Consider the following 14,802-nt stretch of genomic DNA (forward strand, 5'->3'; position numbering starts at 1 on the left):
TTTGGGTTTGAGTAAAACATCGGCCAATGATTTAAAGAGCAACACTACACAAATATGTCATGAATCTGAGCCTTGAACAAAAATAGTAAATTGTTCATTATGATCAGAACTTATTTCAACTAATTTATCGATATTCGATTGGGAAAGCTCGGTGTTTTTTGTGATAAGTGTAAGTCCCGAACCATTAACTATGTCTTGAGAAATTATATCCCCTTCACTAAGTTCAGAGATATCTATGCCAAATTCTAATATTCCATCACTTACTGAGTTAGGTTTCTCAACTGTAAAATCAAGAAACTGTTTTACTAAATCCGGATCTAGGCGGCTACCGGAAAGGCTCTGTAATTTTTCTGTTGCTTGAACCACGGATATTGGATAGGGCGTATGTCTACCTATTATTAAATTATCAAAGGTAATTACAATAGCTAAAATACGGGCACCAAGTGGTACAACATGACCATCTGCTTCTTCAGATAGTCCTGAGCTGTTGTATCTTGTGGGGATGTGTTTGATGATTTCTACAACAAACGACAGTTCATCTACCTCACTAAGGAGATTAGTCCCCATTTTATAAAAACTATCAAATTGTGATTGCTCTTGATGAGTTAATGAATCATAAGGTTGTGATAATGCCGATTGAGGTATAAAAAATTTACCGGTTTCGTAAAGTAACCCTGCAATATATATTTGGAAGCAGAGCAATTTATCGCAGCCTTGTTGTTCAGCTATATATCTAGCGTGTGCAGCAACTCTATAATTATGCTTAGTGTGTTCTTGGTTATGTAAAGCAATGCTGTTGGCATAAATGCCAACAAAAGTATTAAAAACCTTTTTAAGTCTGGCAAAATTTTTAAGTTCTTTGGAAGAAGCTAAAGCTAATTTCTCATTACTTTTTGTAATTTTCAACTCCATAGAGCTGTTTAACAATGCTAGCTTGGCATTTTTCTCTTTATTGATACGCAGCAACTTTTTAGAATTTATTTCAGACATATAAACACTGAATGCATCTTTTAATTCTGTGATTAATTCAAAATTATCCCAAGGTTTAGCAAAGTAATGACTTATTTTTCCTTCATTAACTGCAGCGACCGTAAGGTTAATGTCTGCATGACCTGTTAGTAAGAAGCGTTTTGAATTTGGGTTAATATCAGCAATATGGCCAAGAAGTGTCGCACCATCCATAACCGGCATTCTCATGTCAGAAAGAACCAGTGGAATTGGTTTATCACGATAAAAATCAAGTGCTAGCATAGGATCTGAAAACAAGTAGAGCTCAAACTCTTTACGCAATGCGCGGTTTAAAGCATTTAATACTTCTTGTTCATCGTCGATAACTAGAAGAGCCGGCTTACTCATATTTTAATCCCTAGAAAAATAATAACCCCTTCTAGTAATATAATACTTATTGTTGAAACGGAAACGTTTTTCTTATAAAAATTATTCATTTGCTAAAATTATTCCTAATTTGCAAATAATATTTTTCAAAATGAGAATATTGAACTAGCCTTATAGTTAGGGATTAAGGAAAAGGGTATAGGACAATGTTTGATAATAATGTAGCGACAGGGTTACCATTAATTATATTGGTGGATGATGAAATCGAATTACTTAATGCATTAGTTCGGGTTTTGCGACCAATAAATGCCACGATACAATCATTTGATTCCCCATTAACTGCGCTAGAGTTTTGTAAAAACAATCGCCCTGAAATTGTTATATCAGATCAAAAAATGCCTGAGTTAGAAGGGTGTCATTTCCTCGAAGAAATTAAAAACATGTGGCCCAATACAGAGCGTATTTTGCTGTCTGCCCATCAAGATTTTGATAAGATCTCTGCTGCATTTAATTCAGGTACTGTTGAGCGCTTTATTAGTAAGCCATGGGATAATAAAGAGCTTAAATTTATTATTAATAAAGTCTTAGATAAACGTCCTATTAAAAGTACAGAAGATTCAGATAGTTCGTTGATTAATGAGCCTATTAATTTTCACGGTATTATCGCTGCAGATGACGCCATGAAAGAAATCTTCGCTAGTATTCGACATGCTGCCACAACGAATGCTCCAATTTTTATTACTGGTGAAACAGGAACAGGTAAGGAGCTAGTAGCTAAAGCATGTCATAAAGAAAGTTACCAAAAAGATCAGCCATTTGTCGCTGTTAATTGTGCAAACTTTAGCGAGCATTTAATGGAATCTCAATTATTTGGGCATATTAAAGGTGCATTTACTGGTGCCATATCTTCACAAGAAGGGGTCTTTTCAGCGGCCAAGAAAGGCATGTTATTTTTAGATGAGATAACAACCTTACCTAAAGACCTACAAGCAAAGTTATTACGTGTAGTGCAAGAACGTGAATTCACACCACTTGGGACTAATAAAGTTGAAAAATTTGAAGCACAATTAATCTCTGCATCTTCAAATTCGATTCGGCAAGCTGTGATCGATGGCGACTTTAGAGAAGATTTATTTTATCGCTTAAATGTTATTACTTTTGCTTTACCACCGCTAAGAGATAGAGGTGGGGATTTAATGCTTATCGCTAGATATTTTCTTAATAAATATAACAAGAATGAAGGAAAATCATTTAGTAAATTTTCTAAAGGTTGTATCCAAATTATTTGCCAATACGATTGGCCTGGAAATATTAGGCAATTAGAAAATGTTATTCATGGAATGGTTGTTTTAAATACTGGACCTGTTTTAACGAGCGAAATGATTATCAAGGCCCTATCTACTAGTGTTGGTTTGTCTAAAAGACCAGAGCAGCAAACGGTTATTGAAGATAAAGTCGTTCCCATTTTGGACGGGCAACATGAGGTTATTCCATTATGGTTAGTAGAAAAAAATGCCATTGAAAGTGCAATTAATTTTTGTCATGGCAATGTACCGCAAGCCGCCGCATTATTAGAGGTAAGTCCCTCTACCATTTATCGAAAAAAACAGAGTTGGTAAAGATTAATTAACATGCTTGTTAACATCTACATAAGTATTGTTGCACATCACTTGCTCTTTGCTGCCAGGACTCATAGTAGACAGATGCTTTTCTTTGATTTTTAATTTGAGTTAGTTGAATGAGATCTTGGATAGTATTTATTTCTTCAAAATTTACAGCAGAAGTAATTTCTGCGTTGGCAAATAAAATAGCATGATGAAATGAATGACTTTGATTGGCAATTTGTAAATATTTTCGATAGCCATTTAACGCGTTAAAGTTTGTGGTAACAATAGGCGTACCACTGGCTAAATACTCTCGTAGTTTTAGCGGATTACACATTTGGATTTGTTTATTATCTATGAAAGGTAACATGGCGACATTCCAGTGCTGTATATAGCTAGGAAGTTCATCATGACTTTTCGCCCCAATGAAATGAACATTTCGAAAAGGCGTTAGGTTTTCTATATCACAGTCAATATTTCCGATGAAAACAAAGTTCCATTGAGGTAATGATTTAATCGTCTCTACTAATAATGATTGATCTAACCAAGTAGATATACTGCCGTAAAAGCCTGCTATAGGTTTATCTGTGGGTAAATCTTCTGGGGGCTTCTTAACGCTTTTACTAAATAATGGAAAGTTTACGCCATGTGGAATATTAATCGCCTTTTCTTGGGGAAATTTTTCCTTCAGCTTTTCACTGGCTGTAAATATATAGTTAGCTCTTGCAATCAAGCGCAGCTCTTTCTTTGAGACAAACTCATGATCTACACCAGCAAGACCACTAAAGTCATCGCCACAATAATAAACACAAGGAGCGTCATTAAATAAATCTAAATAATCTACCGAAGTAGGTAAAGACGTCCATACAATAGGGTTTCGAATGTCGAGCTTTTTATAAGCCGATTTAAGCTGACACTTTAATATTAATCTACTAATTGTTAGTGACAGCCAACTATCAGCACAAGGCATAACTAAAGGGTTAATGACTAAGAAATTTTTGCTCTTTTGAGGTATCTGTTGCGGCTGCTTTTTTTTGAATAAAAAGGCAGACGCTTTAGTCAATAATCGTCCGATATCTTGAACAGTAAATTTAGGTTTTCTAAGACCTATTGAGTTGCACCAAATAATTGGACGAGTTTGATTAAGCTCTTTGATAATATGTTGAGTAGAGCTTGGGTGAGCTCCCCAATCCTCACCAAACACCACTAAAGGTCTGTTAGTTGTATCGGTTGTTATCGACATAACATTACTCCTCAATCGATTTAATGACGCGTGCAGGAGAGCCTGCAGCAAGTACATAACTGGGTAAGTCTTTAGTTACAACACTGCCTGCTGCCACTATGGTGCCTTGACCAATACTAACGCCAGGCATGACTTTTACCCCTGTTGCTAACCAAACATCATCAGCTAGAATAATATCGCCAATTTGTGACTCATCGTCTGGTTTACCCATTGCCCTTAATTTCGCATCGATAGGGTGACCGGGATAGCCTGCTACATAACAATCCCCAGCTATTCTAACATTGTTACCAATAGTGACTTTTCGGCCAACGGAAATGGATGTGCGCCATCCAATACCAACATTATCACCTATAATCAATTGAGGGATTTCAGAGCCTACTGCTCGGCCACTAATGGTGGTCATAGCAGCTAATCTAACTTTATCTCCCATGGTTATATCTAAACTGCCAATAACGACAGGCAAGCCACCGTATAGGTATAATTGTTTAGGTTGATTCACTAACCTAGATTTAAAGATAGGTGTGTAATACACAATACGTAGCACATCAGAAACACTCTGTTTTAATACTAAGTGCACCATGTATAACAACTTAAAAATTATAGGAATATTGGGCATTTCAACGGCTTTAATTTTGAACCATAGTGCTTTAATAAATTTAGCTAGAGCACTGTCGCTATTTTTAGCCCATTGTTTGAAATAGTGTATATTTAAAGTATTCATTCTACTGTCACCGATTTAGCTAAGTTTCTAGGTTGATCAACATCTTTTCCTAATGCTTGAGCGCAATGTAAAGCCAGTAATTGCATGGGCAATACACTGATAAAAGGTAAAATGGATTCAGGTATTGATGGCAATTCAAAAAACTCATCCTCTTGAAGATGAATTTGCTCTTTAATACTGGCATCACCAATGATAAATATAGGTGCATTTCGAGCTTGAATTTCTTGAATGTTCGACAGTAACTTATCTGTTAAGCCGTCTTTAGGAGCCAACACTATGACAGGCATGTTCTCATCTAATAGAGCAATGGGGCCATGTTTTAGTTCGCCTGCGGCATATGCTTCGGCATGAATATAGCTAATTTCTTTTAGCTTTAGTGCTCCTTCTTGAGCGATTGGTGTAAGTATTCCACGGCCGATAAATAGCGCGTTTGAGTAGCTAGCAAGCTTGTTTGCAAGTTGCTTCATACTCTGTTTATTATGTAATACTTTCTGAGTTAGATAAGGAACCAATTGAAAGTACGACTTTAGTTTTTTGATTTCAATTTTTGATATAGATGCTCTTTGTTGAGCCGCTTCTATACATAATTGATAAAACATTGCTAATTGACAGCTGAATGCTTTAGTTGAAGCGACACCAATTTCAGGTCCTGCAAAAATTTCAAAGAATAATTCTGCTTCCCGGGCGATGGTACTATTGGGCACATTCACTAAGGCGATGGTTTGGGCATTTTTCTTTTTAGCATATCTTAGCGCCGCTAAAGTATCTGCCGTTTCGCCTGACTGAGAAACAAAAATACTTAATTCATTTTCGTTAATGATAGGAGAGCGGTAACGGTATTCAGAGGCAATATCAATTTCAACAGCAATATTGGCATACTTTTCAAACCAGTATTTAGCCACGGATGCAGCATAAAATGAGGTGCCACAAGCGATGATGGTGATTTTGTTTAAAGCGTAGAAGTGAATGTCAGTTAACTTTGATACTTGCGGCTGATAAGTGAAGTCATTGAGTAATTGCTCTTGTTCGACAATCTCTTTTTCCATAAAAGATGAATACTCCCCTTTAGAGGTAACTTGAGAGCAGTTACTGTTATCAATATAGTGAATTTTCTTATTTAAGCTGCCGTTGCACAGTTGTATCTCATCACTATTAAGTTTTAGTAATTCATTATCTTTTGGGTAATAAATTTTCTTACTATCTTCACCTAATGCTAGTGCATCTGAGGCAATATAAGCACCGTTATCACCTTCAGAGATAACTAAGGGGCTACCTTGCTTTATTGCATATAAATTGTTTTGCTCGCCACTAATGAGAATGCCTAGTGCATAACTTCCTTCTAACTGACGAACTGTCTCAGCAATGGCTTCTTCTTGAGACATTTGTAGAGACAAATAATGATTAATTAAATGAGGGATCACTTCGCTATCGGTAGCACTTTTAAAGCTATGCCCCCAAGTCAGTGCTTGCTGCTTTAATGGTAGATAATTCTCAATAATACCATTGTGTACTACAGAGACTTTACCGCATTGGTGAGGGTGGGCGTTTGTTGCATTTGCTTTTCCGTGCGTTGCCCAGCGTGTATGCCCTATTGCACAATCGCCATCAAGTGGTTGTTGTGAAAGCACATGTTGTAGATTACTGAGTTTACCTTGTACTTTTTGTGTATGAATTTCATTATTGGTTAATACTGAAATTCCTGAAGAATCATAACCGCGATATTCAAGTCGACTTAAGCCAGCCATGACTGGCACTATGGCTGATTCTGTTACTGCTCCGATAATTCCGCACATAATAACTACCTCATTATTCAGTTATGTTACTTAGTACATAGCAGTATTCAGACCAATATTTAAATGCAATATTAATCAAGTGCTTACTGTTTTTTAACGGTTGTTATTTTGCATTTTGCAAAGTGAAATTTGCTATTTAAGAATACTATTGAGAATGTCTGCGTAACAATGCTGAAGGCTATATTGTTGAGCAGAGCATTTTGCTTGTTGTGAGATACGGGTTAGTAGCTTAGGCTGCTTAATTAGTTGTGTTAGCGCTTGTAATAAACTCTGGCTATTTCCGGCCTCATACTTTATGCAGTTGATACCATCTTTCAGGTGTTGATCCCAATAGGCGCCATCTGCAGGGATTACAATAGCAAGGCCGGCTGTCATCGCTTCTAATATAGACAAGCCAAAAGGCTCTTGCTCTGAGGTTGAAATAAATACCGAAGAGCTTGCTCTTATGTCATTTAAATTCACAGGATCTGAGTAATAGTTAATATTAGTAATGCTTTTGTATTGATTAATGTCGATTGAAAAAGATGATTCTGTTTCTATATAGCAAAGATTGGCAGAATATTGATTTTGATATTCAGGAAGGGCATTAAGCTGTTTGATTGCCTCGGTATAAAGTTCAACACGCTTCCACTTTAACAATGAAGCCGCCCATAAAAAGACGGCTTTATTGTGCACAGTCGAAGCTTTGATTTGTTTACCATTAACGCCATTAATAAAAGGTTTGAGCCTTGCTTGCATCGCATTACTATCAATATTTTGACTGGTCAAAGTTTGTTGTATTGATTGATATGTGGAGGGTAAATAAAATACCTGCTTAGCTCGCTGTAAACCAAAGGCAGAAATTTTTGAATTAGCAATATTGCCTTGAATAAGCTGAATAATTTCTAAGGTGATGATTTCTGAGAGTAAGTAAAGGGCAAAGTCGACGCAAGGGCCTGATATGCCGATTATTTTGTTGAATCTTTTTAACCGACATAAGTGAAAGAATAAACAAGCAAGAAAGATAAGGTGTTTAACAAAAAATAATACACCTGAATTTTTACTTAATAAAATACGTGGCGCACACAAAGATACCAACTGAACGTTTTCGCCTAACCATGACGATTTGTCATTGGTAAGCACCCAAATTTCATGACTACTTGGTAACTCAGTTAGTATTGCTTGAAGGACTTTTTTAGAACCACCTTTAATAGGTACAGGATCATAGATAAGAATACGGTTAGCTATCATGATTTACCCTCCTTGAAAAAGGTGTGATTAAACGCTTATAGCTTTTATTAACTAGAGATTTACATAACAAGGTTAATTGTCGTATGAAGCTTTCTCCTAAGCCTGTATCAAGCTTTTTAGTTAGCAAGGCGCAGTAGACCTGATTTATTGAGTCGAATTGACGAGCCATAGAGAAAGTACTACTTATGTGCGCACTCGCGTTCTCTGCTAATTCATTTCTTAATTTCGGGTTGTTTATTAGTAATTCAATGGCACTGGCAAGTTCATTGGTGTTGTTTGCTGTTACAAGCAAAGCATTTTTTTGATGGCTATAAATTTCATTAATACCACTAATGTTGGTGGTTATTATGGGTAATTTAGCAAGGCTAGCCTCGGCTAAAGTGAGTCCGAATACCTCTTCAGTTGGCACTGAAATAAAACAGTCGGCATTGCTGGCGTAAACTTTGGCAACCTCATCGGTTGCAGGAAAAATTTTCACCCTGTCCGTAAGACGTAACCTGTAGATTAATTTTTCAAGATTATCTTGCTCGTTACCACTGCCTACAATGGCAAGTTTAATGCTGTGCTGGTTACTCAGTTTGCGTACCGTATAAAGTAGTTGCGAAACACATTTTCTAGCGATTAATGAACCCATATATAAAATAACAAACTCATCTTTTTTTGCTGCAAGCTCGGCTCGAATATCTCTAGGCTGTTTAGTTGATATTCTTTGTGGGTTTATGCCGTTATAAGTTACAGATACTTGTTGTGATTTAAATTCATTTTCGTGAAATAAAGACACGACAGAGCGACTGACGCCAATAAGATGATCAGCACAATGAAATAACAATGTTAACCTATCTCTTAACATATAGCGGGCGTGTAAATGTAGTACAAGGGGGATTTTCATTAACTTGCAGGTTATTGCCATCCATTGACATGGCGCGCCATTATTACAATGCACCAAAGCAATGTTCTCATTAGTTATAATTTTTCTTGCGGCGGATACTTGTTGAATAAAAGTTTTGATATCCCATTTTGGCGTTGTCCAATAGCCAAGGCAAACAAAGTTATTCATTATCACTTTAATACCTAAGTCTTTGGCTGCTTGCGCGAGTATCTCGCTGTTACACCATAAAATAGGAATATAGTGATTTTCTTGTGCAGATTTTAACAGCTCAAGTAATACAATTTCGCTACCTCTTAACCAGTTATCTCCATAATGTACAAAGAGAATGGCTTTTTTAGTATGCTGCTCTTGAATTGTGGGCATAATAATCTCCACTAAGAAAGTTAGTTATGTACTTTCATTGAATGTATGTAGCGGTTTAACGCTATAACCAATGCAATTTGTAAATAAATAGGCCAAATGAAACCTTGAGTTAAGAAAGTTCCAGAAACAATAAAGCCAACAATACCCGCTGGCGCAGCATTGATTGCCACACGGATACCAGGTGAATACTCATGGTCTGATAAGGTTTTTTGCATTTTAAAAGACATTAATAACGTACTGACGATTAATGAAACAAAAAGGGCTAGACCAAGAAAGCCAGATTCAGCTAATACGCCAAACCAAGTAGAATGTACGGCATGATTTAAACCATCCCAGTGAGTACTATAAAAGAAATAATTATGAAAAAAGTTATTGATACCAACACCAAAAATGGGGTTGTCTAATGCCATATTCCAAGCTGCTTCCCATGCATATAACCTTCCCATTGCAGATTCATCAATACCTTCTTCAGCAGCACCACCAGAAGATCTTTCACTAATGCCGGCTACCACGAACAAGATCATTAATGCGATTGAACCCACACCAATAAGAAGTACTTTAGAGCGCACTCGGTTATAAGCAAAAATACTTGCCACAGCGAGAAAACCCAATAAGCCACCACGACTTTGAGTGGCGAGTAAAGCGTAAAACAAGATACAAAAAGCACTAAAGCTAAATAAGCGTTCGAACTTGGATAGTGAGCTTTCTAGAAAAGTCGCGATAGCAAATGCCATAGGGTAAAGCAGCACTAGGGCTAGATCATTAGGGTCGCCTAGCAAGGAACCGATATCTCTACCTATGGTAACTCTGGTGCCTTCAACGAGACCAATACTGTTTACTTTGTTATATATCGCTGTGATACCAACGCAAGCACCAGCAAATAAATACACTCTACAAGCGGTAATAAAATGACTTTCTTGTCGCATCATCCAAGCGATGACAAAGGTCATTAAGATAACTTTGCTATAGACGCCGGTCCAAGTTCCTTTGGCTACACCAATATTACTGGCAAGCGGGATCGCACAAGTAACCAGCAAAAAAAACAGTAGTAGGTAGGTAAATTGAGGGCACCAATAAGGATTTAAATCTTGAGTAATACTCGCACGTAGAAAAATGACAAATATAGCGGCTAATGCCAATAATAAAGGTAATTTAAACGGCTCAAGAAAAGGAAAAACCTCATGAATACGGAAAAAAGAAAAAATAACAAAAGCCAATACCACGTAAAATGAAAAACGGACTACACCCCAAATTGCAAAAGGGATCAAACCGACGATGATTAATATTATCGGGTGAGGAAAAACATACATAGCAGCGGCTGATACTAACATGACCAATGCTAAGCTAATGATGCTTGATGGTGAATAAGTCATCTTGTTGCCTAACTAACTTGGCCAACATAAGTAGCGACAAACGCCGCACTGATGGCTGAACAAAGGTAACCAAACTTATAGGGTAAATACACTTTTTGTTGGCTGTAATAATAAAAAAGCGCTGTACGTAAAGTGTTGGCTAGTATTAAGGCGCCTAAAGCTCCGGCGATCATAAAACTAGGCACTAAAATAAACAGCAGCAAGCCACCAAAACCACAAGCAATTAAATTTATTCTCATTTGTACCTGTGAGTTTTTTTCAACAAAACAGCCAAGGTTCAGTAAGTCGGCTAACATCTTTAATAAGGTGCAAAGTAGTAACCAAGGTAAAATACTCATCGCTGCGTGATATTCTTGTGGTGTTAAGTGCTGGATTAAAATGGGTCCTACTAAACCCAGTGAGCCACAAATCAACACTGAGATAATGGCTCCCAATATGGCAAAATGGGCATTAATAGCTTTGCCATTGTGCTCTTTCAGCACTGAAAAACGCTTCGGAAACCACCACAAAGTAAAGGGCTGGATTAACAAGGTAGGTACTAAGGCAAACTTAATGGCAATTGCATAAGCGGCTATTTCTTCTGCGCCAAAATAATCCGCCAACAACCATCTATCCATACCTGATAACGTAAAGGTTGCAATGCCGCCAATAAAAATAGGGCCGGCGTAAACAACGATGCTTTTGATATGTTTGAATGAAAACTTTAACTGGGTCTCTTTAAGTTGTATCAGACATAAAATAATAGCGACAATCACTGCCGATATAGCACCAGCCGCTAAAACACTAGTTATGCCCCAGCCGTTAATCAACCAATATAAAGTTAAAGCCACTTGGATAAATACTTTTAGCATGGAAATCGTAAAGAATAGTTGTGCTCTTTCTGTGATGCGCAACCAAGCGAGAGGAATGTTGATTAAACCGCCAACGGCTAAGGCCACACCGAGCAAATAAAGTTCATTTTCTGTGATGGTACCGGGCAATAATTTTGCGATATCTGCAGAGTAAAAGTGAAAAATTGCATATGAGATAGCCGCAATAAATGCAGCCACTAATAAACACTCAGCGGCATTGTTCTTTTTATCTTCTTCGTTATCAGCTAAGCCTACAAATCGATATAAAGCTTCAACTAAACCAAACCCTAAGGCGATAGAGGCAATGTTAGAAAAGACCACTAATACTTCTAATCGACCATAGTCTTCTGGGTTAAGATAATGAGTATAAATAGGCAGCATAATTAGCGAAATTCCTTTCATTAGGAAAATACTCAGGCCATAGAATGCTGATTGATTGAGTAGGTTTTTATATCGACTAGCTAACATGAGACTCTCCTACTAACGCATTTTGATAAACACTGAAAATTTTTGGTACAACAGCATCGCAAGAAAAGTGTTTTAAAATATGTTGATGAGCAAATAACGCCATTGATTTATGTTGTATCGAGGTTAGCGAATGTGCTTGTTTGATGGCATTTAAAAATAAGGCTTCATTTAATGGCGGTACCAGCCAGCCATTGGCTTGATTGATGACAACAGATGAAAGGCCACCAATATCAAAGCTGATCACAGGGATTCCTCTGGCTAGCGCTTCAATAGCAACTAAAGGTAAACCCTCTTCACGGCTAGTGATGCAGAGAAACCTAATCTTAGGCCAATAGCTATTCATATCGTTTATATGGCCTTCAAGGGATAAGTTATTTGTGGCGATATCTTTTAATTCACCATACATTGGACCATCTCCATACATGGAAAAAGGTAAGTGAGGTAACTGCTTTGCTAATCGTAAAAAAATATCAGGCCCTTTTTCTATGCTTAATCGGCCAACAAAAGCTATTTGTGTTGCGGGTGAATTCTTTAATGAGTTTGCAGGCATCTCAATAAAGTTCTCAATGACTTGTGCAGTTAAATTTGCAGAATCTTTAATTTGTTTGGAAACACAAATGCAAGGGGATGCCGAGGCGGTTAATTGATCTAGCCATTGGTAGAAACGTAGTTTGTAATCCCCTTTTTCACCGGAATGAAAAGTAGATACCACGGTTTTATTTAATAACTTACAGCTTATACGCCCTATGATACCGGCCTTGTAGCCATGTGTGTGAACTAGATCAATGGTCGAGCTTTTTATAAATTGGTGAAATGAAGTAATGCCACCATCAAGCTTGATCAACATAGTGCGTAAAAAAGCGTCTGTTTCAAATACTGGGTGAACACCATAATTGTTCAATAAAACGATATGGACATGATGACCTGAGCTAACAAGTCCTTTAGCAAGGTTCGCCACATGTGTTTCAATGCCACCGTAACTGCTACTATCGAGCACTAAGGCAATTTTTAACATTTTATTAGTCATGATATATCCAGAATTTGGGGTCATGTCTCTAGATTTTGCATAAAGCAAGCCAGCTTTTATATTCCGTTTTTATTGGCTTTCAGGACGATTTTCAGTGGTGTTATTTTATTTTATTGCAAACTGCAAAAAGGTATCTATTTTTGCAAAGCCAATTGCTAGTGATAACGTTTATTGAATGGAATTGTTAAGCTGAGCTTTGCAGGTTTGCATTATGTTCTACACTAAAAGAAGTTGATTAACATAGATTAAGTGAGCTTTATGAAAAGTGTCGTGCTGTTAACTTTGTTATTGCTGATCTTACCCTGCATGATTTGGTTGTTATTGAAATCTTTTCATTCACCTTGGTGGTTAGAAAATATTTTCTCAACCCCCTATGTCATTCCAGTGCTAGCGCTGCTGATGATCATTTGTTTTAGTCGGGTAATGATTTTATCTGTGGCTTGTGTAGTACTTTTAATGAATTCAGCCTTAGCCTTTTATTTAGACAACACGAGCTTAGATAACACGAGCCACTTAAACACAACTAACAAAAGCTGCACAGCAACAATGCCTATATTTCAGTTCAACTTGAAATATAATGAAAAGCCACATGATTTAGCTTCCTTGGTACTGTATTTAAAAAGCCAACCCTATCAATTAATATCATTACAAGGGGTAAGTTTAAGTACAAAGAATATGCTTGTCGATGAGTTAAGTCCGTACTTTCCTTACTTTATTAACACTAACAGTATGAAGCCATATGCTCACAGTGATCAGCTATTGTTTAGCTTGTATGCTTTTAAAAACACTAAACATTATAAGCATGGGCAAAGTACGTTTTTAATCTCCAGCTTATGGCAAACGCCTAATCTTGATATTCAGTTATATGCATTGCACCCACCTTCTCCGCGGAGTGAGTTGTTGTGGAAGATACGTAATAAAACCTTATATCAATTAGCACATGAATTTGAAAAAAATAGTAAAGTTAATGCCATGGTTATTGGCGATTTGAATATATCAGCGCACTCAGCAAGGCTTGAGTCGTTAACACACAATATGAGCATTGTGCCGGTAAATTCTTGGCCGAAAATAGAGTTTTTGCCTGCTTTTATTGGTGTTGCTATTGATCAGCTTTGGATATCATCCGAGCACGATATTTGCCAGCGAGCTAGGGTCACAGGGTTTGATTGGTCAGATCATTATCCAATAGCAACACAAATTAATTTAAGCTTAAACAGAGACATTGAGTAGGGTGATTTTTTGGAGTCTTTGTCTTAGTTTTGTCATCAAGTTTGGTAGTAATTTATTGAGCCGATAAGTTTCCCTGATTAATTCTGTCAGCAATGAAGGGTTGGTTTTATCATTTAATACCGAACCGATTAAATTTACACGTTTAAGTTTTAATTTTTCGATACTCTCTTGTATTAGGTTACTAGGTGTTTGACCTGCTTCAATCACCATAATGGTTCCTTCACAAACTTCACTGATGATTTCTGCGGGGATATTGTTTTGGTTTAATGAGGCCAATGGAGAAGTATCAAAAATAATACAGTCAAAATTTATTAACCATCGACTTAACGCTTTATGCAATATTTCACTTTCTCGGTATTGCAGAATATTGGCAATATTCTTCGGCGCAGAAAGAAAGCTATAGCCTTTATCCTCAAGCGGAACAATATCGTTTTCTTTCGTTGAGTAGTTTATTGAGCTACGTAGCTTTTCAGATAAATCAGGGTTAAAGGTGTTCATATCCACCAAGAGCACATTTTTTCCCACTATTTGTGCTCGTTCAACTAAGGCTTGAGCAATGGTGGTTTTCCCTTCGCCAGCTTTTGCTGAAGTAATGGCTAGTGATTTATATCCTGAGCCAATAGTTTGATTATAGATAGCTTCCACTTCGGCATAATGAATAGGTAATTCTTGCAT

At 37.0% G+C, this 14,802-nt stretch carries 12 protein-coding genes; 2 read left to right on the forward strand and 10 right to left on the reverse strand.

The genetic code is table 11. The features are described 5' to 3' along the window. Window positions 1-57: 57 nt before the first annotated feature. On the reverse strand, window positions 58-1,356 hold the full coding sequence (locus tag AC27IF_RS13300) for an HD domain-containing phosphohydrolase (RefSeq protein WP_487054828.1): 1,299 nt from the start codon (window positions 1,354-1,356) through the stop codon (window positions 58-60). A 185-nt stretch (window positions 1,357-1,541) separates the two neighbouring features. On the opposite strand from AC27IF_RS13300, the gene AC27IF_RS13305 reads away from it, so the two are divergent. Continuing rightward, entirely contained in the window at window positions 1,542-2,954 is a 1,413-nt protein-coding gene (locus tag AC27IF_RS13305; RefSeq protein ID WP_487054829.1) for a sigma-54-dependent transcriptional regulator, read from the forward strand. 19 nt (window positions 2,955-2,973) lie between these two features. Here AC27IF_RS13305 and AC27IF_RS13310 read toward each other — a convergent pair whose 3' ends face one another. The 8 genes from AC27IF_RS13310 to AC27IF_RS13345 all read right to left on the reverse strand — a co-directional run bounded on the left by AC27IF_RS13310 (window position 2,974) and on the right by AC27IF_RS13345 (window position 12,897). Beyond that, window positions 2,974-4,182 (reverse strand): glycosyltransferase, encoded by a 1,209-nt coding sequence (locus AC27IF_RS13310; RefSeq protein WP_487054830.1) that lies wholly within the window; start codon window positions 4,180-4,182, stop codon window positions 2,974-2,976. Window positions 4,183-4,186: 4 nt separating this feature from the next. Continuing rightward, entirely contained in the window at window positions 4,187-4,903 is a 717-nt protein-coding gene (locus AC27IF_RS13315; protein WP_487054831.1) for an acyltransferase, read from the reverse strand. Then, complete coding sequence (glmS, locus tag AC27IF_RS13320) at window positions 4,900-6,696, reverse strand: glutamine--fructose-6-phosphate transaminase (isomerizing) (RefSeq protein ID WP_487054832.1); 1,797 nt, start codon at window positions 6,694-6,696, stop codon at window positions 4,900-4,902. Before glmS ends, AC27IF_RS13315 begins: the two co-directional genes overlap by 4 nt. A gap of 132 nt (window positions 6,697-6,828) precedes the next feature. Beyond that, window positions 6,829-7,926 carry a glycosyltransferase family 4 protein gene (locus tag AC27IF_RS13325; protein WP_487054833.1) on the reverse strand — a complete coding sequence of 366 codons (1,098 nt, stop codon included), beginning with the start codon at window positions 7,924-7,926 and terminating at the stop codon, window positions 6,829-6,831. Then, window positions 7,916-9,178: a glycosyltransferase family 4 protein gene (locus AC27IF_RS13330; protein WP_487054834.1), complete on the reverse strand. Its 1,263-nt coding sequence runs from the start codon at window positions 9,176-9,178 to the stop codon at window positions 7,916-7,918. The genes AC27IF_RS13325 and AC27IF_RS13330 overlap by 11 nt, the downstream gene beginning before the upstream one ends. Before the next feature lie 20 nt (window positions 9,179-9,198). Further along, on the reverse strand, window positions 9,199-10,551 hold the full coding sequence (locus AC27IF_RS13335; RefSeq protein WP_487054835.1) for an O-antigen ligase family protein: 1,353 nt from the start codon (window positions 10,549-10,551) through the stop codon (window positions 9,199-9,201). 8 nt (window positions 10,552-10,559) lie between these two features. Then, entirely contained in the window at window positions 10,560-11,870 is a 1,311-nt protein-coding gene (locus tag AC27IF_RS13340; protein WP_487054836.1) for a lipopolysaccharide biosynthesis protein, read from the reverse strand. Next, complete coding sequence (locus tag AC27IF_RS13345; RefSeq protein WP_487054837.1) at window positions 11,860-12,897, reverse strand: glycosyltransferase family 4 protein; 1,038 nt, start codon at window positions 12,895-12,897, stop codon at window positions 11,860-11,862. Before AC27IF_RS13345 ends, AC27IF_RS13340 begins: the two co-directional genes overlap by 11 nt. A gap of 258 nt (window positions 12,898-13,155) precedes the next feature. On the opposite strand from AC27IF_RS13345, the gene AC27IF_RS13350 reads away from it, so the two are divergent. Beyond that, window positions 13,156-14,127 carry a hypothetical protein gene (locus AC27IF_RS13350; RefSeq protein WP_487054838.1) on the forward strand — a complete coding sequence of 324 codons (972 nt, stop codon included), beginning with the start codon at window positions 13,156-13,158 and terminating at the stop codon, window positions 14,125-14,127. Here AC27IF_RS13350 and AC27IF_RS13355 read toward each other — a convergent pair. Then, window positions 14,107-14,802, reverse strand: a complete 696-nt coding sequence (locus tag AC27IF_RS13355) for a CpsD/CapB family tyrosine-protein kinase (protein WP_487054839.1) — start codon at window positions 14,800-14,802, stop codon at window positions 14,107-14,109. The genes AC27IF_RS13350 and AC27IF_RS13355 overlap by 21 nt on opposite strands.

The sequence above is a fragment of the Colwellia sp. KS18-150 genome, assembly GCF_057551365.1.

What these genes read in the sequence shown, in the direction of transcription:
- AC27IF_RS13300 (WP_487054828.1), bottom strand. Translation starts at nt 1,356, where the DNA reads ATGAGTAAGCCGGCTCTTCTAGTTATCGACGATGAACAAGAAGTATTA.
- AC27IF_RS13305 (WP_487054829.1), top strand. Translation starts at nt 1,542, where the DNA reads ATGTTTGATAATAATGTAGCGACAGGGTTACCATTAATTATATTGGTG.
- AC27IF_RS13310 (WP_487054830.1), bottom strand. Translation starts at nt 4,182, where the DNA reads ATGTCGATAACAACCGATACAACTAACAGACCTTTAGTGGTGTTTGGT.
- AC27IF_RS13315 (WP_487054831.1), bottom strand. Translation starts at nt 4,903, where the DNA reads ATGAATACTTTAAATATACACTATTTCAAACAATGGGCTAAAAATAGC.
- glmS (WP_487054832.1), bottom strand. Translation starts at nt 6,696, where the DNA reads ATGTGCGGAATTATCGGAGCAGTAACAGAATCAGCCATAGTGCCAGTC.
- AC27IF_RS13325 (WP_487054833.1), bottom strand. Translation starts at nt 7,926, where the DNA reads ATGATAGCTAACCGTATTCTTATCTATGATCCTGTACCTATTAAAGGT.
- AC27IF_RS13330 (WP_487054834.1), bottom strand. Translation starts at nt 9,178, where the DNA reads ATGCCCACAATTCAAGAGCAGCATACTAAAAAAGCCATTCTCTTTGTA.
- AC27IF_RS13335 (WP_487054835.1), bottom strand. Translation starts at nt 10,551, where the DNA reads ATGACTTATTCACCATCAAGCATCATTAGCTTAGCATTGGTCATGTTA.
- AC27IF_RS13340 (WP_487054836.1), bottom strand. Translation starts at nt 11,870, where the DNA reads ATGTTAGCTAGTCGATATAAAAACCTACTCAATCAATCAGCATTCTAT.
- AC27IF_RS13345 (WP_487054837.1), bottom strand. Translation starts at nt 12,897, where the DNA reads ATGACTAATAAAATGTTAAAAATTGCCTTAGTGCTCGATAGTAGCAGT.
- AC27IF_RS13350 (WP_487054838.1), top strand. Translation starts at nt 13,156, where the DNA reads ATGAAAAGTGTCGTGCTGTTAACTTTGTTATTGCTGATCTTACCCTGC.
- AC27IF_RS13355 (WP_487054839.1), bottom strand. Translation starts at nt 14,802, where the DNA reads ATGCAAGAATTACCTATTCATTATGCCGAAGTGGAAGCTATCTATAAT.